This is a genomic window from Bradyrhizobium prioriisuperbiae, assembly GCF_032397745.1.
GTDB classification, from domain to species: Bacteria; Pseudomonadota; Alphaproteobacteria; order Rhizobiales; family Xanthobacteraceae; genus Bradyrhizobium_A; species Bradyrhizobium_A prioriisuperbiae.
The window spans coordinates 7,974,241-7,996,684 of the sequence record NZ_CP135921.1; the positions used below are offsets into that span (position 1 = coordinate 7,974,241).

At 64.3% G+C, this 22,444-nt stretch carries 22 protein-coding genes; 5 read left to right on the forward strand and 17 right to left on the reverse strand.

The window, feature by feature from the left end; all coding sequences use genetic code 11:
• Positions 1-41: 41 nt before the first annotated feature.
• The 16 genes from RS897_RS36985 to RS897_RS37060 all read right to left on the reverse strand — a co-directional run bounded on the left by RS897_RS36985 (position 42) and on the right by RS897_RS37060 (position 15,337).
• Positions 42-1,262: a pyridoxal phosphate-dependent aminotransferase gene (locus tag RS897_RS36985; protein WP_315833601.1), complete on the reverse strand. Its 1,221-nt coding sequence runs from the start codon at positions 1,260-1,262 to the stop codon at positions 42-44.
• Positions 1,263-1,273: 11 nt separating this feature from the next.
• Positions 1,274-2,320 (reverse strand): 5-oxoprolinase subunit C family protein, encoded by a 1,047-nt coding sequence (locus RS897_RS36990; RefSeq protein WP_315833602.1) that lies wholly within the window; start codon positions 2,318-2,320, stop codon positions 1,274-1,276.
• On the reverse strand, positions 2,320-3,075 hold the full coding sequence (locus tag RS897_RS36995; RefSeq protein ID WP_407654376.1) for a 5-oxoprolinase subunit B family protein: 756 nt from the start codon (positions 3,073-3,075) through the stop codon (positions 2,320-2,322). The genes RS897_RS36990 and RS897_RS36995 overlap by 1 nt, the downstream gene beginning before the upstream one ends.
• On the reverse strand, positions 3,072-3,842 hold the full coding sequence (locus RS897_RS37000) for a 5-oxoprolinase subunit PxpA (RefSeq protein WP_315833603.1): 771 nt from the start codon (positions 3,840-3,842) through the stop codon (positions 3,072-3,074). Before RS897_RS37000 ends, RS897_RS36995 begins: the two co-directional genes overlap by 4 nt.
• 53 nt (positions 3,843-3,895) lie before the next feature.
• The gene (locus RS897_RS37005) at positions 3,896-4,603 is read right to left on the reverse strand and encodes an ABC transporter ATP-binding protein (RefSeq protein WP_407654377.1); all 708 of its coding nucleotides are present in this window, start codon (positions 4,601-4,603) and stop codon (positions 3,896-3,898) included.
• Positions 4,593-5,324, reverse strand: coding sequence for an ABC transporter ATP-binding protein (locus tag RS897_RS37010; RefSeq protein ID WP_315833604.1), 732 nt, complete (start codon positions 5,322-5,324; stop codon positions 4,593-4,595). The genes RS897_RS37005 and RS897_RS37010 overlap by 11 nt, the downstream gene beginning before the upstream one ends.
• Positions 5,321-6,373, reverse strand: a complete 1,053-nt coding sequence (locus tag RS897_RS37015; RefSeq protein WP_315833605.1) for a branched-chain amino acid ABC transporter permease — start codon at positions 6,371-6,373, stop codon at positions 5,321-5,323. The genes RS897_RS37010 and RS897_RS37015 overlap by 4 nt, the downstream gene beginning before the upstream one ends.
• Positions 6,373-7,251, reverse strand: a complete 879-nt coding sequence (locus RS897_RS37020; RefSeq protein ID WP_315833606.1) for a branched-chain amino acid ABC transporter permease — start codon at positions 7,249-7,251, stop codon at positions 6,373-6,375. Before RS897_RS37020 ends, RS897_RS37015 begins: the two co-directional genes overlap by 1 nt.
• 104 nt (positions 7,252-7,355) lie before the next feature.
• Positions 7,356-8,615 (reverse strand): ABC transporter substrate-binding protein, encoded by a 1,260-nt coding sequence (locus tag RS897_RS37025; protein WP_315833607.1) that lies wholly within the window; start codon positions 8,613-8,615, stop codon positions 7,356-7,358.
• A gap of 70 nt (positions 8,616-8,685) precedes the next feature.
• Positions 8,686-9,609, reverse strand: coding sequence for a dihydrodipicolinate synthase family protein (locus RS897_RS37030; protein WP_315833608.1), 924 nt, complete (start codon positions 9,607-9,609; stop codon positions 8,686-8,688).
• A 29-nt stretch (positions 9,610-9,638) separates the two neighbouring features.
• Positions 9,639-10,811, reverse strand: coding sequence for a M24 family metallopeptidase (locus tag RS897_RS37035; protein WP_315833609.1), 1,173 nt, complete (start codon positions 10,809-10,811; stop codon positions 9,639-9,641).
• Positions 10,804-11,904, reverse strand: coding sequence for a mandelate racemase/muconate lactonizing enzyme family protein (locus RS897_RS37040; protein ID WP_315833610.1), 1,101 nt, complete (start codon positions 11,902-11,904; stop codon positions 10,804-10,806). The genes RS897_RS37035 and RS897_RS37040 overlap by 8 nt, the downstream gene beginning before the upstream one ends.
• 4 nt (positions 11,905-11,908) lie before the next feature.
• Positions 11,909-13,072 carry a M20 family metallopeptidase gene (locus tag RS897_RS37045; RefSeq protein ID WP_315833611.1) on the reverse strand — a complete coding sequence of 388 codons (1,164 nt, stop codon included), beginning with the start codon at positions 13,070-13,072 and terminating at the stop codon, positions 11,909-11,911.
• Between the two features lie 23 nt (positions 13,073-13,095).
• Positions 13,096-13,830, reverse strand: a complete 735-nt coding sequence (locus RS897_RS37050; protein ID WP_315833612.1) for an amino acid ABC transporter ATP-binding protein — start codon at positions 13,828-13,830, stop codon at positions 13,096-13,098.
• Between the two features lie 15 nt (positions 13,831-13,845).
• Complete coding sequence (locus RS897_RS37055; protein ID WP_315833613.1) at positions 13,846-14,571, reverse strand: amino acid ABC transporter permease; 726 nt, start codon at positions 14,569-14,571, stop codon at positions 13,846-13,848.
• Between the two features lie 13 nt (positions 14,572-14,584).
• Complete coding sequence (locus RS897_RS37060; protein ID WP_315833614.1) at positions 14,585-15,337, reverse strand: ABC transporter substrate-binding protein; 753 nt, start codon at positions 15,335-15,337, stop codon at positions 14,585-14,587.
• A gap of 317 nt (positions 15,338-15,654) precedes the next feature.
• Between RS897_RS37060 and RS897_RS37065 the strand changes: the two genes are divergently transcribed.
• The 3 genes from RS897_RS37065 to RS897_RS37075 are packed head-to-tail and all read left to right on the forward strand — an operon-like array spanning position 15,655 to position 18,884.
• On the forward strand, positions 15,655-16,545 hold the full coding sequence (locus RS897_RS37065; RefSeq protein WP_315833615.1) for a GntR family transcriptional regulator: 891 nt from the start codon (positions 15,655-15,657) through the stop codon (positions 16,543-16,545).
• A gap of 16 nt (positions 16,546-16,561) precedes the next feature.
• Entirely contained in the window at positions 16,562-17,605 is a 1,044-nt protein-coding gene (locus RS897_RS37070; protein WP_315833616.1) for a hydroxyacid dehydrogenase, read from the forward strand.
• 13 nt (positions 17,606-17,618) lie between these two features.
• The gene (locus RS897_RS37075; RefSeq protein ID WP_315833617.1) at positions 17,619-18,884 is read left to right on the forward strand and encodes a Zn-dependent hydrolase; all 1,266 of its coding nucleotides are present in this window, start codon (positions 17,619-17,621) and stop codon (positions 18,882-18,884) included.
• A gap of 99 nt (positions 18,885-18,983) precedes the next feature.
• Here RS897_RS37075 and RS897_RS37080 read toward each other — a convergent pair whose 3' ends face one another.
• Positions 18,984-19,358 carry a nuclear transport factor 2 family protein gene (locus RS897_RS37080; protein WP_315833618.1) on the reverse strand — a complete coding sequence of 125 codons (375 nt, stop codon included), beginning with the start codon at positions 19,356-19,358 and terminating at the stop codon, positions 18,984-18,986.
• A gap of 308 nt (positions 19,359-19,666) precedes the next feature.
• On the opposite strand from RS897_RS37080, the gene RS897_RS37085 reads away from it, so the two are divergent.
• Together RS897_RS37085 and RS897_RS37090 are read left to right on the forward strand one after the other, a co-directional pair.
• Positions 19,667-20,899 (forward strand): cytochrome P450, encoded by a 1,233-nt coding sequence (locus tag RS897_RS37085; protein ID WP_315833619.1) that lies wholly within the window; start codon positions 19,667-19,669, stop codon positions 20,897-20,899.
• 154 nt (positions 20,900-21,053) lie between these two features.
• Positions 21,054-22,418 carry an LLM class flavin-dependent oxidoreductase gene (locus RS897_RS37090; protein WP_315833620.1) on the forward strand — a complete coding sequence of 455 codons (1,365 nt, stop codon included), beginning with the start codon at positions 21,054-21,056 and terminating at the stop codon, positions 22,416-22,418.
• Positions 22,419-22,444 lie beyond the last annotated feature (26 nt).

The window sequence follows — 22,444 nt, forward strand, 5'->3', positions numbered from 1 at the left end:
GACACACCCGGCAGCGATGCCGGGTGTGTTGTTTTTTGGCCTCAGCTCAACTTGCTGCAGGCCTCCGCGATGCGCGTGCAGGCTGCCTGCAGACGCTCGGTCGCCGTGGCGAAGGAGATGCGGAAGAACGGCGCGAGGCCGAAAGCCGAACCGGGAACGACGGCGACATTGGCCTCCTCCAGCAGGAAGGTCGCGAAGTCGACATCGGTCTCGATGATCCGGCCATCGCTCCGCTTGCGCCCCAGCACGCCCTGGCAGGACGGAAACAGATAGAACGCGCCGTCCGGCGTGCGGCAGCTCAATCCGTCGGTGCTGTTGAAGGCCGCAAGACACAGATCGCGGCGCTGGCGGAACACCTCGTTGCGCTCGGAGAGGAAGTCGAGCGGACCGGTGAGCGCCGCGACCGCGGCCGCTTGCGACACCGAGCTCGGATTGGTGGTGCTCTGCGACTGGATCGTCGCCATCGCCTTGATCAGATCGGCCGGGCCGCCCGCATAACCGATGCGCCAGCCCGTCATCGCATAGGCCTTGGAGACGCCGTTGCAGGTCAGCACGCGATCAAACAGCTTCGGCTCGACCGCGGCGATGGTCGTGAACTCCCAGCCGTCGTAGCGGATGTGCTCGTACATGTCGTCGGTGAGGATCAGCACCTGCGGGTGATCGAGCAGCACGGCGGCGAGCGCCTTCAGATCGGCAGCCGAATAACCGGCGCCGGTCGGATTGCTCGGCGAGTTGAGCACCAGCCACCTGGTGCGCGGGGTGATCGCCGCGCACAGCGATGCGGCGGTGAGTTTGAATCCATCAGCCTCGCCGCACGGCACGGTCACCGGCACGCCACCGGCCAGCAAAACCATATCGGGATAAGACACCCAGTAAGGCGCCGGGATGATCACCTCGTCGCCGTGGTCGAGGGTGGCGCACAGCGCGTTGTAGAGCACCTGCTTGCCGCCGGTGCCGACGCTGATCTGCGAGATGTCATAGGACAGCCCGTTCTCCTTGCTGAACTTGCCGACGATCGCCTTCTTCAACTCCGGTGTTCCATCGACGTCGGTGTATTTGGTCGCGCCCGCATCGATCGCGGCCTTGGCGGCATCCTTTACATGCTGTGGCGTGTCGAAATCCGGCTCGCCCTGCGACAGCCCGATGACGTCGCGCCCCTGGCGGCGCAATTCGTTGGCGAGCCGGGTGATGGCGATGGTCGGCGACGGGCGGACGGCCGACAGTCGCGACGACAGCGGGGTCGGCTTGGTATGGGCGTTCATGTGAAAGGCTCCTATGGATAGCTTGCGATGGCTTGCTCGGTCGAACTGACGACGCCGTCGATCAGGTTCAGGCCGAGCAGGAATTCGGACGAGAATTGCGTGCGCACCAGCGGCTCGACGACGGGGCCGCGCGCCAGAACGGCCGCTTCGTTGCGTCGCGCCTCGACAGCGTCGGCGATCGAGATCGCGGCGAAGCGGAATGTCGTCCCTGGCCGCGCCTGGGCCAGCCTGCCGAGGTCGGGGCCGATGACGGTGGCGATCTTGGGATAGCCGCCGGTCGACTGGCGATCGGCCATCAGCACGATCGGCTGGCCGTTGCCCGGGACCTGAACCGCGCCCATGGCAATGCCGTCGGAGACGATGTTGTAGCCGCGGATGTGGGTGAGTTGCGGCCCTTCGAGGAAGTAGGCCATGCGATCGGCCTTGTTGGAGAGGATCCATGGCCCTGCCAGAAACGCCGTGATCTGGTCGTCGCTGAAATAATCGTCCTGCGGTCCGAGCACGACACGAATGACACCGAGCGGCCGATCGAGCCATGGCGCCGCGATAACGCCGAACGACGGCGCCGACAGATGCGACGGCTCGACACGCAAAACGTCGCCGGCCGCCAGCGCACGGCCATCCACGCCGCCAAAGCCGGTCCTGGTGTGCGTGGCGTTGGAGCCGAGCACCTGCGGCACAGCAAGATGGCCGGCGATGGCGAGGTAGCACCACGAGCCGCTCTGCCCCGCGCGGATTTTCAGCACGGCACCGGGCTCGAGGATCAGGAGAACGGCTGATGGCAATGGACGGCCGTCGAGCGTGATGGCGAAATCGCCGCCGGCAACGGCGACGGTGAGCGGCCTCGCTTCCGCCGTCAGCTCAACACCCCCCAGGGAGACTTCGATGGCGGTTGCGCCCGGCGCATTGCCGACGGCCAGATTTGCCGTGGCGTGTGCCAGCGGATCCATCGGCCCCGCAGCGGTGACGCCATAGCGCAGATAACCATGGCGGCCGGCGTCCTGCAGCGTGGTGCCGGGACCGACGGACAGGATGCGAAGGGCATGCGAAGCAGACATCACGCACTCATCTTTCGGGCGATGATCTCGCCGCTGGCGGACCGCCGCTCCAGCGCGGTGAAGGTCGTGGTGTCGATCGCCTCAAAGTGCATGATATCGCCGGCCTGGACCATGAAGGCGTCGGCCCGCTCGGCCGCATAGAGACGCTCGGGCGTGCGGCCGATGACGTACCAGCCGGTCGGCATGGCAAACGTCGAGACGCCGCAGAGCCCGCCGCCGATCAGCACCGCGCCAGCCGGATGCGGGGGCCGCGGCGACAGACGCCGCGAAATGGCGAGCGGCTTCGGCAATCCGCCGAGATAGATATAGCCCGGCACAAAGCCGTACATGTAGACACGAAAGGTGGCCGCGACGTGCTGAGCGACCAGTTCGTCCCGCGTGATGTCGAGCAGGTGCGCCGCCTCGTCGATGTCCTCGCCGAGTGCGGGGTCATAGCAACAGGGGATGATCCAGTTGGTCGGCTTCGCCGCCCATGCCGCAGATGTCGCCAATACGTCGCGGACGGTGGCGACGAGCACATCGCGATCGATCTGCAGGGGATCGTAGTGGATCATCAGCGAGCGATAGGTCGGCACGAACTCCTGTGCCCCCGCAGGCGGGTTGTCACGCAACGCCGCATCCAGAGCCAGGACTCTGTCGTTAAGCGCGGGATCGACGGTGTCGCCGAACTCGACCACGAGCGCGGCTTCACCGGCGTCCAGAAAGCGTGGCACGGCCGGCGCGGTCCCCGCCTCCGACCCGGTTTGCAGCATCATGTGGCGTTCGGTCCGAAGGGCTTGAGCGTGATGCCGGCCTCATCCAGCCGCTCTCGGATGCGCTGGGCGGTGGCAACGGCGTGACTGGAATCGCCATGGACGCAGATCGAATGGATCGCCGTCGGCAGACGCGTGCCCTGCGCGGTGATCACGGTCCCGCTCTGGACCATGTCAAGCACGCGCGCCGCTGCCTCTTCCGATTCCTCGATCATCGCGCCCGGCAGGCCGCGCCGGATCAACTGCCCCGTCTCGGTGTAGCCGCGGTCGGCATAGATCTCCTGATAGACGTCGAGGCCGACGGCGTCGCCGGCGGCGACCAGTTCGGTCAACGCGGTGGCCAGCAGTCCAAGGCTCGGATCGACCGCCCGCGTCGCCCGCGCCACCGCATCCGCCACATCGCGCTCCTCGCAGGCGATGTTGCCGAGCGCACCATGGGTCTTCACATAGGTGATGCGATGGCCGGCATAGGCGGCGAGCGCCGCGGCGGCGCCGATCTGGTAGGCAACGAGGCGCTCGATCTCGCCGGTCGAGAACGGCAGGCGGCGGCGACCAAACCCCCACAGATCCGGGAATCCCGGATGGGCGCCGACGGCAACGCCACGCTCGCGGGCGATGGTGAAAGTTTTCGCCATCACCTCGGGATCGCCGGCATGGAGGCCGCAGGCGACATTGGCTGATGTGACGATCGACAGCATGGCGTCGTCGTCGCCGCAGCGATAGGTGCCGAAGCCTTCGCCAAGATCGGAATTCAAGTCGACGGATGGCATGGGGCCTCCTTGGTCTTGTTGTGGCACGACATGTGATTCAATGAGAGTATAGTTCACATCCCGAGGTAAATCCGCCTCACCTCCGGGTTATCGCGGATCTCGCTTGCGGGGCCGCTCATGACGATGCGGCCGGTCTGCAGCACATAGGCGCGGTCGGAAATCTCCAGGCTCTCCGACAGCCGCTGCTCGACCAGCAGCACGGTGACGCCGGTGTCGCGGATCTTCTGCACGGCGGCAAAGATCTCGTCGACCAGCTTGGGCATGATGCCTTGTGACGGCTCATCCAGCATCAGCAGCCTGGGACGGGTCATCAGGGCACGGGATATCGCCAGCATCTGCTGCTCGCCGCCCGATAGCGTCGCCGCACGCTGCTCCAGCCGCTCTTGCAGCCGCGGAAACAGCTTGAACACGAACTCCAGCGGCGCATCACGATCGGGCTTGTCGCGGAACAAATAGCTGCCGAGCCGCAGATTGTCGGCCACCGACAACCGCGGGAACAGCCGCTTGTTCTCCGGTACATAGGCCAGGCCCCGTGCCGTGATCTGGTGGGCCGGCACGGTGTCGATGCGCTCGCCGGCGAAGTTCACGGTGCCAGAACGGGCCTTTTCCATCCCGGCGATCGACTTCAGCAGCGTCGACTTGCCGGCGCCATTGGCGCCCGCCACCGTCACGATCTCGTTGGCGGCAACCGAGATCGAGATGTCGGAGATGGCAACCAGGCCCCGATAAGCGGTGGTGATATTTGCGACCTCAAGCAGCACGGTGGCGATCTCCGAGATAGGCGGCAATAACGCCGTCGTCCTTGACCACGTCCTTGGGATGTCCCTCCGCCAGCACCCGCCCCAGATTGAGCACCACGGCGCGGTCCACCAGCGGCATCACCACCTCCATGACATGCTCCACCATCACAATGGTGATGCCGCTGTCGCGGATCTTGCGCACCAGTTCAGCGCCGGCGCGGGATTCCGCCGGCGTCAGTCCGGTCAGCACTTCATCGAGCAGCAGCAATTTGGGTTCGGTGGCGAGCGCGCGCGCCACTTCCAGCCGACGCTTCTGCGGCGGGGTCAGGTCACCGGCCGAGACATTGGCTTGCGCAGTGAGTCCGACATAGTCCAGCACCTCCAGCGCCTTCAGCCGGGCCTGGCTGGCCCTTGGATGGCGGACGAAGGCGCCGACAATGACATTCTCCACCACCGACATCGAATCGAAGGAGCGCGGCACCTGGTAGGTGCGGGCGATGCCGAGGATGCAGCGATCCGCGGCCGGCATGGTTGTGACGTCACGGCCCTCGAAGTGGATCGATCCCGACGACGGCGGAAACGCACCGGCGATCAGGTTGAACAGCGTGGACTTGCCGGCACCGTTCGGCCCGATGAGTCCCAAAATCTCGCCCCGGTTGATGGTCATGTCGATGGATTCGTTGGCCACCAGGCCGCCGAAACGGCGGGTCACCTTGTTGCAGATCACCAGCGTCTCGCTCATGACGCCGCCCTCTTCCGTCCGAAGCCGTCGAAGATGCTCATGATGCCCTCGGGACGGGTCAGCGACACCACCATGATCAGGGCGCCATAGACCGCGAGGTCGAGTCCCGAGCCGCTGCCGCCCATGTAGGAGCGGGTGAACTCGGCCAGCGGGATCAGGATCAGGGCGCCGACCGCCGGCCCCCACAGCGAGCCGATGCCACCCAGCACCGCCGGCAGCGCCATCAGCAGCGAGAAGCGGAACTGCATCACGCTTTCCGGGTCGATGTAGGAGACGAACGCCGCGTAGAAGCCACCACCGATGGCGGTGAAGAAGGCAGAGACGCCCGCCGCCGCCATCTTGGAATGGAACACGGTGACGCCGAGGCTCTCGGCGGCTTCCGGGTTGTCCTTCACCGCCCGCCACCAGTAACCCCAGCGCGACTCCACAATGGCGAAGGTGACCAGCCACACCACCGCAAACAAGCCCAGCACGAAATAGAAGTACGGCGCCTTGTCGCGGGCGAATTGCAGTGTCCACCAGCTGTCGGGGCCGAACGGCCACTGGATGCCGAGCGCAGCCCCTGCATAATCCCAGTTGTGCACCAGCAAGAGGCCCATCTCGGCGATCACGATGGTGGCGATCGAGAAATAATGCCCCTTCAGCCGAAAACAGGGATAGCCCAGCGCCAGCGCCAGCAGCGAGGCCAACACCCCGCCGGCGGCCAGGCCCACCCAGGGCACGATGCCGAACTTCACGAACAGGATGCTGGTGACATAGGCGCCGATCCCGAAATACAGCGCATGCCCGAGCGAGACCTGGCCGCAATAGCCGCCGAGGATGTTCCAGCTCTGCGACAGCGCCGCGAACAGCAGCGTCAGGATCAGCACATTCATCAGATAGACGTCGGAGATCAGCTTGGGCACCAGCGCCAGCGCCGCAAACACGATCAGCGCCGTGATCAACTGGCGGCGGCGGGCGGTGAGATGGCCGGCGATCGGAGACAAACTGACCGGCGTTGGTGTCGTTGCAGGTGTGGCCACTGGTGTGGTCATGGCATCGTCGCTCATCACAGCCTCCCGAACAGGCCGCTCGGCCTGATGAACAACACACCGAGATAGAGCGTGTAGATGCCGACCGACTTCAGCGCCGGCGGCAGGATCACCGTGGTCAGCGCCTCGACCAGCCCGACAACGACACCGGCGACCAGCGCGCCGAAGATGCTGCCGAAACCGCCGAGCGCCACCGTGACATAGGCGATCAGGCCGAAGGTGCTGCCTACATTGGGATGGATGTAATAGAAGACCGCCAGCACCGCCCCGGCAAGTCCGACAAGCGCGGCACCAAGCCCCCAGCCCAGCGCGAAGACGCGGTTGCGGTCGATGCCGACCAGGGCCACGGCGCCCTGGTCCTCACGCGTCGCCTCCAGCGCCTTGCCGAAATCGGTGCGGGTGATCAGCAGGAACAGGCCGCCGAAGGTCGCAAGCGAAATCAGGCCGCCATAGATCTGCGGCCAGGGCAGGAACACGCCGCCAACATCGAGGGTGCGGCCGCCGAGCCAGGAGTGCTGGATGCTCTTGAAGTCAGGCGTGAAGAAATACTGCGCCAGGCCCTGGATCAGGATGGCCAAACCAAAGGTGGCGAAGATCTGCACCATGCCCTGGTTGGTGGTGGCGCGCATCGCATAACGCACCACGCCGGCATAGGCCGAGACCCCGACCGCGAACATGACCGCGACCACCAGCGGCATCAGCAGGATCGGATCGAGCGTGGTGGCCAGCACCAGGCCGAAGGTGGCGTACATCGCCAGCATCAGGAACTCGCCATGGGCGAAGTTCACCACGTCCATCAGCCCGAAGATCAGCGACAGCCCCACCGCGATCAGGGCGTAGATCAGCCCCATCAACAGCCCGCTCGCCAGCACTTGCAACAAAGCCTGCGTGGTCATGAACACAACATCCGGAAACACCGTTTCAAAGCAATGTGAAAACAAAGACTACTCGAAAAGCGGGGAGGTATCGATGGATGCCGATACCTCCCCGCTCACGATCATCAGGCGTTCATCGGCCAAAGCGGTTCGGCGACGGCTACCGCCGAGGGGAAAATCGTGACGAACGTACCGCCGATGTACTGGATCAGCACGGGATCGGCGTCGACGTTCTGCCCGTCGGCGCCGAAGCCCACCTTCTTCCACGGCATGATGGTGCGTTCGCCCGGGATATCGGTCGCCGCCAGCGCTTCACGCATCTTCTCGCCGTCGGTCGACTTGGCACGGTCGATGGCGTCCGCGAGAACGAGCAGCCCCATCAGCTCACGCGACGTGCTGTCATTGAGATCGCGGTTGGAGCGCGCCTTGTACATGGCGTTGACCTTGAGGATCGAGGGCCGCTTCTGCGCCATGTCCAGCGAGAAGCTGGCGCGAGAAATGACGCCGACCGCCTTGTCGCCCAGCGCGTCGAAGAACGCCTTGTCGGAAAAGCCGCTGGCCTGGGCGACGATGTTCTTCGGCTTGTAACCGAGCTCGTCCATGGTCTTCATCAGCAGGATGGCGTCGGTGGTGTAGCTCGACGGCAGCAGCACGTCCGGATTGGCCGACTTGAGCTGCTGCACTTCGGCGGTCAATGACGGCGAATTGGACTTGTACTTGATATCTGCCACGATCTTGTAGCCGCGATCAGTCGCCAGCTTGCGCTGGATGTTCGCGGAATCGGTGCCGAAGATGGTGTCCTCGAAGAAAATGCCGACAGTCTCGACCTTCTTCCCCGCTTTCTTCTGCGCATCGAGGAAATCGAACATCGCGGCCGAAAACATCTCGTCCTGGGCGGCGGGGCGGAAGAAATACTTCAGGCCGCGGCGCGCCAGGCTTGGCGAGGAAGAATCGCAGCACAGGAACGGCAGGCTGTAGCGTTCAGCGACGGCACTGACGGTGGCCGATACCGATGACATATAGCAGCCGTACAGGGCACAGACCTTCTCCTGGGTGATCAGCCGCTCGGCTTCGGCACGGCCCTTCTGCGGGTCGGACTGATGATCGGCGAACACCAGCTTGATCTTGGCGTTGCCGAGCCCGGCAAGGCCGGCGTTCTTCGCCATCGGCAGGTCGAGGTCGTGGGCGTTGTTAATGATGTCGGCGGCCGTCTCCACGGCGTGGCGCGCATCGACACCGACCTGCGCATTGGCGCCGGACATCGGGAACAGCACCCCGATGACGACCTCCTGTCCGCTCTGCGCAATGGCCGGTCCGGTCAGACTCGCCGCGGCGGCGAACGAGAGAATGGACGCGCCGCTCATCAACAACTGCCTGCGATTCATTTTTTGACTTCTCCTGCAAATGATCTGTGTGTGCCGTCATCACGCGTCGTTGTCGTTGCGCGTGTTAGAATCAGGCGGCCAGCGCAACGCTGGATCGCCGGTCGGCGGCCAGCTCTTGCAATACTCGGGCCACCGCCGCGATGTTGGCGGCGCCGAGATCGCGCAACGGCAGGCGCACCGAGCCGCCGTCGAAGCCGCGCAGGCTCATAGCCGCCTTGGTGGTCTGCGGCTGCCCGAACTCGCGGGCCAGGGCCCGGAACGGATACCAGAGCCGATGCAGATCGCGCGCGGTAGCAGCATCACCAGATTCCAGCGCGCGATAGGCCGCGAGAATGAGCTCCGGCAGCGCACAGCTGTTGGTCGAGCTGATGCCGTCAAAGCCGCACATCATCGGTCCGAGAAAGGCGAGGTCCGAGGCACAGAACAAACGGATACGTCCACCGATGCGGTTGGCGATCTGGTCGATCGCCGTCGGCGACAGGTCACCCTGCTTGACGCCGACCACGCCCGGAATCTCGGCAAGCTGCTCCAGCGTCGAAGGAGACAGAGTGATGCCGATGCCCGGCGCATTGTAGACCAGCACGCCGGTGCGCGAGAGCGGGATCATGTCGCGGAAGAACGCGACGATCTGCGCATCCGTCACCTCCGAGACGAAGGGCGGCGTCACCATCGGCAGTCCGCCGAGATCACCGGCCAGCGCCGTCAGTTCGCGGACGACGCGCACGTCGGAGCCGGCGCTGCACAGCATCACCGGCACCCGATCGCCGACGATATCCATCACCCGCCGGAACAGATCGGCGCGTTCCTGGGTCGACATCGCCGGAAACTCGCCGTAGGTGCCGCCGATCAAAATGCCATCGAAGCCGAGACCGATGACCCGTTCAATGTTGCGGGCCAAGCCCGCATGGTCGAAGGCGCCGTCAGGCTTGAACGGCGTGACGGTGATGTTGAACAGACCGCGCAGCCGCGCGTGACATTCCCCGATATCTTTCATGATTCTTGCCCTTGCAAAATGAATGGCGTTCAGGCGGCGATGCGCAGGATCGGACGATCGATCGCGCTGAGCGCACGGCAGCCGGTTTCGGTGACGACCACGGTCTCGCTGACGCCGACCGTGAACTGGCCGAACACGCGCAGCGCCACCGGGATGTGGAAGGTCATGCCCGGCCGCAGCTCGGTGGTGACGCCGGTGTAGAGACTGAGGATGCCGCCCTCGCCCCAGTCCGGTGCAAAGGCGATGCCGATGCTGTAGCCCGCGCGCTTCCTGAAGTTGTCGGTATAGCCGGCGCGATCGATCACCTGTTGGCAGGCGATGTGCGGCGCCTCACATGCAGCCCCGGGGCGAATCGCCTCCATCGCCGCGCGAAGGCCGTCCTGGCAGGTCTTTTCCATGTCGACGGCCTGCTGCGGCATGGCGCCGAGCCAGGCGCAACGCATCAGCGCGGCGTGATAGCGATCGTGGCAGGCGGCCATTTCAAGAAACACCGGCTCATCTGCAGCGAGTTTGCCGCGACGCCAGGTGCCGTGCGGCACGCCCGAGCGGCGGCCGGCGGACACCAACGGCTCCATGCCGACATATTCGGAGCCGGCGGCGATCGCCGTGCCCACCATGGCGGAGACGAAATCGTTCTCGCTGGCACCGGCTTTCACCGCGGCAAGCCCGGCGCGCATGCCGGCTTCGACATAGGAGGCAGCGGTCGCGATCTTTTCGAGTTCGGCCGATGACTTCACGATCCGCAGCTGCTCGATGATCCCGGCACCGTCGAGAATCGCGCCGAGCTTGTCACGCAGCGCCTCATAAGTGGCGACCGGAAGGAACCAGCCGCGCTTGTCGATGGCAATGCGCTTCGACGCCCAGCCGCGCGCCTTGATGACGTTGACCAGGAAATTCACCGGCTGGTCGCCGTCCTGGTAGATTTCCGCATTGGTGATGAAGGTGTTGGCGATGAAGTTGAAATATTCGAGCTGCCGGACAACGAACGCCGGCTCGCCCTCCACCGGCAGCACCAGCGCCTGGAAGGTGTAATAGCCCGGCGTCTGCTGGCCGGTGAGGTAAAAGATATTTTCCGGCCCGGTCACGACCATGACGTCGATGCCGGCGGTAGCCAGAAGCTTGCGCGCGCGTGCCACGCGCTGGTCGTATTCCGTCTTCGGGAAGGCTGATTCCGCGCCCTGGCGAACGCCGACGTTATCCATGTCCGTAGTCTCCGATAAGGTGAGTGGCCGCGGCGTCGAAGACGACGCCAAGGCCGGATGCATGGGCCACCCGCACGGCGCCCGCCGTGTACGAAAGGCCCGAAACAGGGTCGTTGACGAGGCCGTCGGCGCCGTAGAGTTCGGCGAAAGCGGGCGACGTCGCGCAGGCCACGTGAAGCGTTGCCGCGGTGGCAGCAGCGCCTTCATTCATCTGGCCGATCATGAAGGGAACGCCTGAAGCCGACAGCCGCCGCGCCGCGACAACCGTCGGCGCGATGCCACCGAGTTTCACCAGCTTCAGATGCGCGAAAATGCGACCGCCATAGCCACAGATCCGCGCAATGTCGTCCTCCGCAGCAACGCTTTCGTCGAGCATCACGGGTATCGGACTTCGGTCGGCGAGACGGTCGATGGCGTCCCAGTCTCCTGGCGGAATGGGCTGCTCGACATAGGCAAGATCGTAACGAGCCAGCGCATCGAGCTTCTCGAGCGCCTCCGTCGCCGACCAGCGGCCATTGGCATCGGCCGCAAGCTTGACCTGCGCGCCGAAGCGCGCACGCAACGCCGCGACCCGGCGCAGATCCTCGGCGAAATCAGCGACGGCAATCCGCACCTTGAGATCGGTGAAACCGCGATCAACATAGGCTTGCGCTTGCGCAAGAAACTCGTCGAAGGACGACCAGAACAGCGTCTGATTGGTCGGTCGGACCACATCCGGTTCGGCCGCACCGAGCCAGGCTGCAACGCTCAGACCCTCGCGACGGGCGATAAAATCATGCAGCGCGCAGTCGATCAGGGTCCGCACCGGCGCAATGAATGGCGCGCTCCATTCCGTCATGGTCGCGATCAACTCGGCCGGATCGCGCGCCCAATCCACGGTTCCGACTGCGGCGGCAGCGCTCTCTCTCACCTCGCCCACGGCGAAACCATTGAGGTAGGCGATGTTGGCCCGGACTTCGCCGATGCCGATCGTCTCGCCATCGTCGAGCCGCAGATAGATTTCCGCAAGATATGGAATGCTGCCCGACGACGCCGTGTGCAGCAGGAGGCCGCCGCCGTAATGCAGATCCGACTGATGCAGCGAGACGCGCAACGGCTCAGCTCCCGTTCCGCAGCATGGCTTTCGCCACATCGCGATAGATCAGGCTGGCGGCGATAAACTCATCCACCGGCACGAACTCGTCGGGCTTGTGGGCGACGGCGAGGTCGCCCGGGCCGATCACCGTTCCCTGCGCCCCGATGCCACGGAAATGGACGAGATCGCAGCCCCCCTGGAAACCGAAGGGGCCGGGCTTGGCGGCGCCATGGGCGCGGCTTGCAGCCAGGCTTGCCTGCACGATCGGGGTGTCGAGCGCCGTCTCGGTCGCGCCGCCGGTGGTCGCCTTGTAGTCGACGATCTCCGCGCGCAATCCGAAGCGCTCGCGAGCGAAGGCGAGAAGGTCGCCGATCTCACTCTTGACGACCTCCTCGTCCTCTCCCGGCACCATCCGGCGATCCAGCAGCAGATCGCAGGCGCCGGGCAGCACGTTGTCGGCATGGCCACCGCTGATGCGGGTGACCGTCAGGCTTGCGGCACCGACAAGCGGATGCGTGCGATGGCGCACGACCTTGTCGTGATGCTCGGCGACAAGGCCCAGAAGTTCGCCGGCCCGATAGATCGCGTTCTCGCCGAGATGCGGCGTGCCGGAATGGGCCGACACGCCGTGCACCCGCACCACTGGACGCAGGCTGCCCTTGTGCGCGGTAAAGGTGGCGTTCGAGGTCGGCTCGCCGACCACGGCGGCGTCGATCTTCGGACCGCCGGCGGCATAAAACTTGGCACCTTCGCTGGCGATTTCCTCGTCTGCAACGAAGACCCCGAGCAACGTGCCCGACCATGCGGCGCGATCGGCCGCGAGCATCCGCATCGCCTCCAGCATCGCCGCCAGCGGCCCCTTGCAGTCGCAGGCGCCGCGGCCATAGAGCCGCCCATCGGATTCCTTGAGAACGAAGGGATCCGACGACCAGCCGTCGCCCACGGGCACGACGTCCATGTGGGTGTTGAAAGCGAACACCGGGCCGGCGCCGTTCTCCAGCCGCGCAATCACGTTGACGCGCGCCGGCTTATACTCCTGCAGCGCGACGTCGAAGCCCGCGCCAGCAAGCAGACTGTGCAGGTATTGCGCGGCGCGAGCTTCGTCACCGGGAGGATTTTGCGTGTCGATCGCGACGAGACTCGCCAGTTCGCGCTTCATGCGGGCGACGTCGGGTGACTGGGACATTCAGCAGGCTCCAGGCATCGGGCTCAATGAAGGATCTGGTCAAGAAATCGCCGCGCACGATCGTTGACCGTACCGCCGAAAAACTGATCGCTCGGCGCGCTTTCGATGATCTCGCCGTGCTCCATGAACACGATCCTGTCGGCAGCGCGGCGGGCAAACCCCATTTCGTGGGTCACGACAATGCTGGTCATGCCCTCTGCGCTGAGCTCGGCCATGACGTCGAGCACTTCACGGATCATTTCCGGATCGAGCGCGGAGGTCGGCTCATCGTAGAGCATCAGCTTGGGACGCATGGCGAGCGCGCGGGCGATCGCGACGCGCTGCTGCTGGCCGCCCGACAGTTCGTCGGGAAAGGCATCCGCCTTCTCCGGGATCTGAACCTTGCGCAGCAGCTCGACGGCGATGTCGTGCGCATCCGCCCGGTCGACGCCAAGGATCTTCACCGGCGCCAGCATCACGTTCTCGACCGCCGACAGATGCGCGAACAGCTCGAAATTCTGGAACACCATGCCGATCTGCTGGCGCAGCAGATGCGCCTTCTTGCGCTCGCGCGTGATGTTTTCGCCCGCAAAAAAGATATCCCCGCTGTCGACGGGCTCCAGCAGATTGACGGAGCGCAGTAGCGTCGACTTGCCGGAGCCGGACGGGCCGATGACCACAACGGTCTCCTTCGCCGCCACCGTCATGCTGCAGGTCTTCAGCACCTGCACCGATCCGAAACTCTTGTTGATGCCGACGATTTCGAGAAGGTGCTGCATGACCGCTTCCCCCATTTATCGGACGGCAAACGTTTTGGAGGTGCCGAGCATCCGCTCGGTCAGCGACAGGCGCCGCATCCGCTGGCGTTTCTTGGGATCGAGCACCGTCTCGATCAGGATCTGCAGGCCCATGAAAGCCGTCGTCATCGCGAGATAGTAGATGCCGGCGGCGGTCAGCGCCTCGAAGTAGCGAAAGTCGGCGCTCGCGGTCTGGTTGGCGACCAGCAGCAGTTCCTCGACGGCAATCACCGAGACCAGCGCGCTCAGCTTCAGCATGCCGATCATCTGGTTGCCGATCGGCGGCAGCACGATCCGCGCCGCCTGCGGAACGACGACATGACGCATCATCTGGCCGCCGGTCATGCCGAGCGCGAGGCCGGCGGTGCGCTGGCCCTTCTTCACCGCCTGCAGGCCCGAGCGCAGGATTTCCGCCATGTAGGCGCCCTCGTTCAGGGACAGCGCCAGCACGGCACACACAAAGGCCGACAGCTTGATCCCGAACGACGGCAGTACGTTGTAGATGAAGATGACCTGGAACAGCACCGGCGTGCCGCGGAACAGCCAGAGATAAACGAGGGTTACAACCTGCCCGACGCGCGTCTGGCTCTCCTGGATCAATGCCAGCACGAGGCCGATCGCGACACCGAACAGCAGCGAGGTCGCCGTCAGCAGCAGGGTCATCCCCGCGCCGCGGATGAAGTTCGCCGAAAACAGATACTGCAGGACAAGCTCAACGGACATGGCAGCGCCTTTTTCAGTTGAGCAGTGACACCGAGGCGGGAAACTTCCAGGTTTCGATCAACGTCTTGTAGGTGCCGTCGGCGACGACCGCTTTAAGCGCGACTTCGATCGCCGCCTTCATCGCCGTATCGCCCTTGCGCACCGCCATGCCGATCTGGGTGTTGGCTTCGAACTCGGGCCCGACCATGGCGTAGACGCCCGGCAGCTTGTCCATCAGCTCGACGGCGCCCGGCGTGGAATTGAACAGAGCGTCGGCGCGACCCTGCCGCAGGGTCAGCGCCGAATCCTGCGCCGTCGGCAGCGTCAACACCGTGATGCCCGCGAGCCCGCCGTCGCGGCAGCGCTTGTCATCCTGCCGGGCGTAGCTCTCCTGGATGCCGCCGAGCGTAACGGCGATGGTCTTGCCGCACAGCGAATTATCGCGGCCGGTGATCTTCGCCGGATTGGCCGCCTGCACCATGACCAGGCTGCCGATCTTCAGATACGGGATGAACTCGACCTGTGCGGCGCGCTGCTCGTTGATGTACATCGCCGAATTGATGAGATCGATGCGCCCGCCCTGGAGCGCGGGGATCAGGCCCTTGAACTCCATGTTCATCGGCTTTGCTTCAGCACCGAGCTTCTTGCCGAGGGCGACGATCAGGTCGATGTCGAAGCCGGTCAGCTTGCCGTCCTTCTGAAACTCGAACGGCGAGAAGGTGCCGGCCACGCCGTAGGTCAGCGCGCCCTTCTCCACCAGCGTGGCCGAGGGCAGATCGCCCGCCATCGCCGGCCCGGACAGACAGAGCGACAGCAGTCCGCAGACAATCCGTAAACGTGACGTGGGCGACTTAGGTGAGGACGACATGGGTGAGGACGACATGGGTGAAGGCAACATGCGTGAAGACATGGGGTGACACCTGTGTCTGATTGTTTTATTAACTATTAATGTACAATAATTGCCCTTAGTTTCGTCAAGCCCTATTCGCAGGCAGCGCCTGATTAAGCTTTGATCAGGCGATTTTTGACATGTTCCCTCGGAATGCTATTGTATGAAAAATACCAAACTGTACTTTTGATAGATCTTTCCGGTTCCCTTCCCCCATGGCGCGGTCGACCCAACAAAACCGTTTCCGGCTGGCCAATCAGATCCTGGACGTGATCCGGGACGCCAAGCTGGAGCCAGGCCACCACTTGCGCGAGCAGCAGCTTGCCGACCTGGTCGGCGTTTCGCGCACGCCGATCCGCTCTGCACTCGATCTTCTGGCAGAGCGTGGCATCGTGGAAACGCGGAAGAATCACGGCTACTTCCTGCGCAAGCCGTTCGATACGTTGCACCGCATCGAAATCGAGGTTCCCACCACGATCGAGGAGGAGCTGTATCTGCAACTCGTGCGCGATCGCCTCGATAATGTCCTTCCGAATTCCATCACGCAGAGCGAAATCGCACGCCGGTACGATGTCGATCGCGTTGCTCTGACGCGCATCCTGTCACGGCTTGCGGAGGACGGCCTGATCGCCCGCAACAAGGGCCATGGCTGGACCTTCCTGCCGACGCTCGACTCCCTGGTCTCGCTCCGCGGCAGCTATGAATTCCGCCTGACGCTCGAGCCCGCCGGCTTCCTGCTGCCGACGTTCAAGGCGGATCACGCCGCGATCGAGCGGATGCGCCTGCAGCATCTCTATCTCATCGCGCACCCCGACATTACATCCGTCAGCAACACACAGTTGTTCGAGACCGATGCGGCGTTTCACGAAATGTGTGCCGAATTTTGCGGCAACGCTTTTTTTGCCCAGGCGATCCAGTACCAGAATCGCCTAAGACGATTGCTGGAATTCGGCAGCTACTTCGACAGCCGCCGCGTACGCGAGTGGTGCCGCGAGCATCTTGCCATCATCGAAGCCGTCTCGGCCGGGGACCTCGCCGTGGCCTCCAGGCGGATGCGCGCGCATCTCGAGCAAGCCCTGATCTCCGCACAGGCTGTGGCGCGCTGATAGTGTGAACCCGGACATGACATTTGAGGATTTCAAGCGCGACGGAGCGGCGCGCACTGCAACGAGCCGCGTAACCGGCGAGCGCCTGGGGGACTGCCTGATCGTGCAGCCGATCCACGCCGCCGGCCTCGATCGTCTCGAAAGGGCCGGGCTGCGCCCACGCCTTGCCACCGCGACTGACGCCGTCACCCTGGCGCGAGAGGCCGCCGGCTGCATCGCCGTGGTGACACGCAACATCGGCTTTCCTGCGGATGCGATCGCCGCGGCCCCGCATCTGCGGGTCATCGGCGTCCACGGAGCCGGCACCGATCCGGTGGCGCTGCCGGAGGCGAGCCGCGCGGGCATAGCCGTGGTCAACACGCCTGGCGCCAATGCCCGCTCGGTCGCCGAGCATGCAATCGCGCTGATGTTTGCATTGGTCAAGGCTCTGCCGGCCGCGGACCATGCCGTCCGCACCGGGAATTTCGGCTTCAAGTACAACGCCGGCCTGTTGGAGCTGCAAGGCCGCTGCTTCGGCGTGATCGGCTTCGGCCAGATCGGCCGGGCAACCGCGCGTCTTGCGGCGGGGCTGGGCATGCGGGTGATCGCGTACGGTCCAAGCCGGCCCGAGGCCGACTTCGCCGCCGTGCCGGCCGAACGCGCTGAAACCATCGCCGCGGTGATCGAGCGCGCTGATGTCGTGTCGCTTCATTTGCCGCTGACCGCGCAGACCCGCGGACTGATCGGGCTCACCGAGCTGGCCAGCATGAAGTCAGATGCTTTTCTCATCAACACCAGCCGCGGGGGGCTGATCGACGAGCCGGCGCTGATCGCGGCGCTGGAGGCCGGACGCATCGGCGGCGCCGGGCTCGACGTCTTTGCCAGTGAAGACATGCCGGCCGATCATCCGTTGCTGCGCCAGCAGCGCGCGATCCTCACACCGCATGTCGCCGGCTCGACCACGGCCTGCCTGGTGCGAACCGCCGAGGCGGTGGTGGAGCAAGTCATCGATGTGCTGGCCGGACAACGGCCGGCGTCTCTCGTCAATCCCGACGTCTGGGCGCACCGGCGCCTGCCATGAGGATGCTTTCAGCATGACTCAACGCCTCGAAGCCGACCGCGAATTGTCCGAGCGGCTGTTTGCCGGGTTGATGGATTTCAGCCGCGACGATCCCGGCGTCACCCGGGCGCCCTATGGCGACGGCGAGCAGCGCGCCCATGATTTGATGCGCAACGCCGGCCTCGCGCTCAGGCTCACGCCCGAGATCGACGCCGCCGGCAACATGTTCCTGACCATGGCCGGCCGCGATCCGTCATTGCCTGTCTGGATGGTCGGCTCCCATGTCGACACGGTGCCGCATGGCGGCAATTTCGATGGCGCCGCTGGTGTGATCGGCGGCCTCGCAGCAGTTGCGAGCCTGCGGCGGGCCGGTATCGTTCCACGACGCTCGATCACAGTCGCGGTGTTCCGCGCTGAGGAGAGCACCTGGTTTCCCGCATCCTATATCGGCAGCCGCGCCGCATTCGGGCTGTTGCCAGCCGACGTGCTAGATCTGCCCCGATCCGATTCAGGCCAGAGCCTGCGCCATCATATGACGCAGCTCGGCCTGCGGCCCGATGCGGTAGCCGCTGGTGCGGCGCACCTGTCGCCCGCGCGCATCCACGGCTTCGTCGAACTGCATATCGAGCAGGGGCCGGTGCTGGACACCCAGGCCATCCCGGTTGGGCTCGTGACCGGCATCGCCGGCAGCTTCCGCTATCGCAAGGCCGTCTGCCACGGCACCTATGGGCACTCGGGCGCAGTCGCCCGGCCCTACCGGCATGACGCCGTCTTCGCCATGGCCGATCTCATCACCGATCTCGACGCGCTCTGGGCCGAGATCGAAGCGGAAGGGCAACGGGCGACGATCACTGTCGGCGAGTTCTTCACCGATCCGACCATGCACGCTTTTGCAAAGGTGCCGGGCGAAGTGCGCTTCTGTCTCGACGTGCGCAGCGAGAACGTGGCGATCCTGGACCGGATCGAAACCCATCTCGACCGTCTCGTCGGTGCGATCGAGGCGAAGCGCGGCGTGCACTTCAGGCTCGGCAAGCGCACCGGCAGCACGCCGGCGGTCATGAGCCGCCCGCTTCATGACGCCCTCGCCGCCCATGCCACCCGTCTCGGAATTGCCCACCAAAGCCTTGCCAGCGGCGCCGGACACGACACTGCTGTGTTCGCCAATCAGGGCGTGCCCAGCATGATGCTGTTCATCCGCAACCAGAACGGCAGCCATAATCCGGACGAGCAGATGCGCATGGAGGATTTCCACGACGCGGTGACGCTACTCGCGCATCTGCTGGCCGACGACGAGGCTTAGAGCGTTTTCGAGCGAAGTGGATACCGGTTCGCGTGAAGAAAACGCGTCAAAACTAGAATCTAGGGCTTCCATTCCGATTCTATCGGAACGGAAAAAGCTCTAGTCTCTCACATCATACCGATACGACTTCGACACGATACGCCAGCCATCCGAAAGCTTCATCGCGACCAGATAGTCGGTGAAGTAGCGCGGCGGCAATTGACAGCGCACTTTGACAAAGGCCGTGGAGTCATCCGACCGATCGATGGTCACGATGAAATCCTCGCGCGCCTGTCCGCTCGCCTTGCCGGATGTCCGTTGCTTCACGCGATCGAGCCAGTCCGGCACGGTCAGGATCTGCAGCTCGCCCTTCTCCGTCGCGCGCAAGTCCGCGGATGGATGAAAGGCGGATCTCAACTTGTCCGCATCCGCTTCGTACAGGCCATCGAAATAGAGGTTGATCACCGCTTCAACGGTTGAGCGATCGTATGCCACGGCGCTTCTCCTTGTGTTCTTGCTGTTGTGGTGCGTGCATCGCGGTCGCGACTATTGCGCACGCATCCTGATCGGTCAACGTATCCGCCCGATGACGATCTGGTGAATTAACCCCTTCATAGGATTGTCTTTTTCAGCGATGCACGAAGGGGCCCCGCGGCGTTTTGGCAGAGCCAGGTCGCAAGAAGATTGTCAGATTCCGCGCGGATATTGTCAGATACTTCTTTTGCGTCGTCACACCGGACGACGTAGCATCGACATATTCGCTATCAAAACATCAGCTCAACGGCCCACGCTGCGAGGCGCTTATGAACGAGCATCTTCAGGCTGCGAAGGCGGAACCACTGTTCAACCCGCTCGCGCCGGATTTCATCCGCGATCCCTATCCCGCTTATGCGCGACTGCGCACCACCGATCCCGTGCACCTGACGCCACTCGGAATTTATCTTGCCAGCCGGCACGCCGAAGTCAGCCTGGTGATGCGCGACAAACGCTTCGGCAAGGATTTCGTCGACCGGATGACGCGGCGCAGCGGCGCGCAAATCCTGGAGGAGCCGGTGTATCGCAGCATGCGGCACTGGATGCTGGTGCAAGATCCGCCGGATCACACGCGGTTGCGCGGCCTGGTGGTCAAGGCGTTTACGGCGCGCCGGGTCGAAGACATGCGCCCGCGCATCCAGCAGATCGTCGACGAGACACTCGACCGGATAGAGCCGCAGGGACACATGGACCTGATCGAGGACTTCGCGTTCCGGCTGCCGGTGACCATCATCTGCGACATGCTCGGAATCCCCGAAGACCATCGCGAGGCCTTCTACAAGAGCTCGCGCGACGGCGGACGTCTGCTCGATCCGGTGCCGTTGACGGCGCAGGAAATCGAGGAGGCCAATGCAGGCAACGAGATGGCCCAGATGTATTTCCGGCAGCTGTTCGAGCTGCGGCGACGCAGCCCCGGCGATGACCTGACGTCGCAGTTGGTGCACGCCGAGGAAGACGGCAACAAGCTCAGCAACGAGGAATTGACCGCCAACATCATCCTGCTGTTCGGAGCGGGACATGAGACAACGGTCAACCTGATCGGAAACGGCCTGCTTGCGCTCTATCGCAATCCCGATCAGCTCGCGCTGCTCAAGGCCAATCCATCGCTGATCACCAACGCGGTGGAAGAATTCCTGCGTTACGATTCATCGGTCCAGTCGACTGGGCGCGTGGCGCTGGAAGACATCGACGATCTCGGCGGCGTGCGAATCCCCAAGGGCGAAAACGTGCTCTGCCTGCTGGGTTCGGCCAATCGCGATCCCGCAGTTTATCCCGACCACCCCGATCGCCTCGACATTGCCCGGCCGAACGTACGTCCGCTGTCCTTCGGTGGCGGTATTCACTTCTGTCTCGGCGCCCAGCTTGCGCGCATCGAAGCCGAGATCGCGATCGCGACGCTGTTGCGGCGGCTGCCGAATCTGCGGATCGACGATGTCGACAATCCGGAATGGCGGCCAACCTTCGTGCTGCGCGGCTTGAAGCGGCTGCCGGCAAGCTGGTGACCGGACGAATATTCTGCTTGAACGGCGCCAGACGGAACGTTTCCGCCGGAGAGATCTGTCTGGGAGGCCGAGGACGTTGTCGTAACGTCCGCGATTGCAACACAACATCGAATGAGGTTACGTCGGCCTGGTGAGATGCTTGAGGTCATCGGCCGTGACAACACAAATTCGCTTCAACGCGTTCGCCATGAATTGCGTCGGACACCAATCGCCGGGGCTATGGACCCATCCACGGGATCGCTCCAGCGACTACAATCGCCTGCCCTATTGGCTGCATCTGGCGCGGACATTGGAACGCGGACGGTTTGACGGGCTGTTTCTTGCCGACGTGCTGGGAGTCTACGACGTCTATGGCGGAACCCCAGACGCCGCATTGCGAAACGCCACCCAGGTGCCGGTCAATGATCCGATGCTGCTGGTTTCGGCGATGGCTGCGGTCACCGAACATCTCGGCTTCGGTGTGACCTGCACGCTGTCCTATGAGCCGCCCTATCCGTTCGCCCGCCGCATGTCGACGCTGGACCATCTCACCGAAGGCCGCATCGGCTGGAATGTGGTGACGGGATATCTGGACAGCGCGGCGCGCGGCATGGGCAAGGACAACCAGAAGGCCCATGACGACCGTTACGATGTCGCGGATGAGTACATGGACGTCGTCTACAAGCTTTGGGAAGGAAGCTGGCAGGATGATGCCGTGGTGCGCGACCGCGCGCGGGGGATCTTTGCCGATCCCTCCAAAGTCCATCGTGTCCAGCATGAAGGCGAGAATTACCGACTGGATGCGATTCACCTGAGCGAACCCTCTCCGCAGCGAACGCCGCTGCTTTACCAGGCCGGCACGTCGCCGCGCGGGCGGGCGTTCGCGGCGCGGCACGCCGAGTGCGTGTTCATGTCCGGCCCCTCCGCCAAGATCATTGCGGCACGCGTCGCGGCGATTCGCGCGGCCGCTGCCGAAGTCGGGCGCAATCCGGCCGAGATCCTGATCTTCAGCCTGATGACCGTCATTCTCGGGGAAACGGAGGCCGAAGCCGCGGCCAAGCACGCCGAGTATCGCCGCCATATCAATCATGAAGGCGCCCTCACGCTGATGTCCGGATGGACCGGGGTCGACTTCTCGACCTACGACCTCGATCAGGAGGTGCGTCATGTCCAGAACGAGGCCGGGCGCTCCGCCATGGACAACATCAGCCGCGCCGATCCCGACCGTGTCTGGACGGTGCGGGAGATCGCCGAGCATGTCGGCATCGGCGGTATTGGCCCGTTGCTGGTCGGCACCCCCGACAAGGTCGCCGACGACATCGAGACCTGGATTGAGCAAACCGGCGTCGACGGACTGAATCTCGCCTTCGCGGTGTCGCCCGAAAGCTTCGAGGATATCGCGGATCTTCTGGTGCCGGAACTGGTTCGACGTGGCCGCTACAAGGAGGCCTATCAACCGGGAACGCTGCGCCAAAAGCTGTTCGGCCGGGGACACGCACGTCTCACCGCGCCTCATCCCGCGGCCCGCTTCCGCTGCTGACGCCCGCTGTATCCGTCGTAATTGAA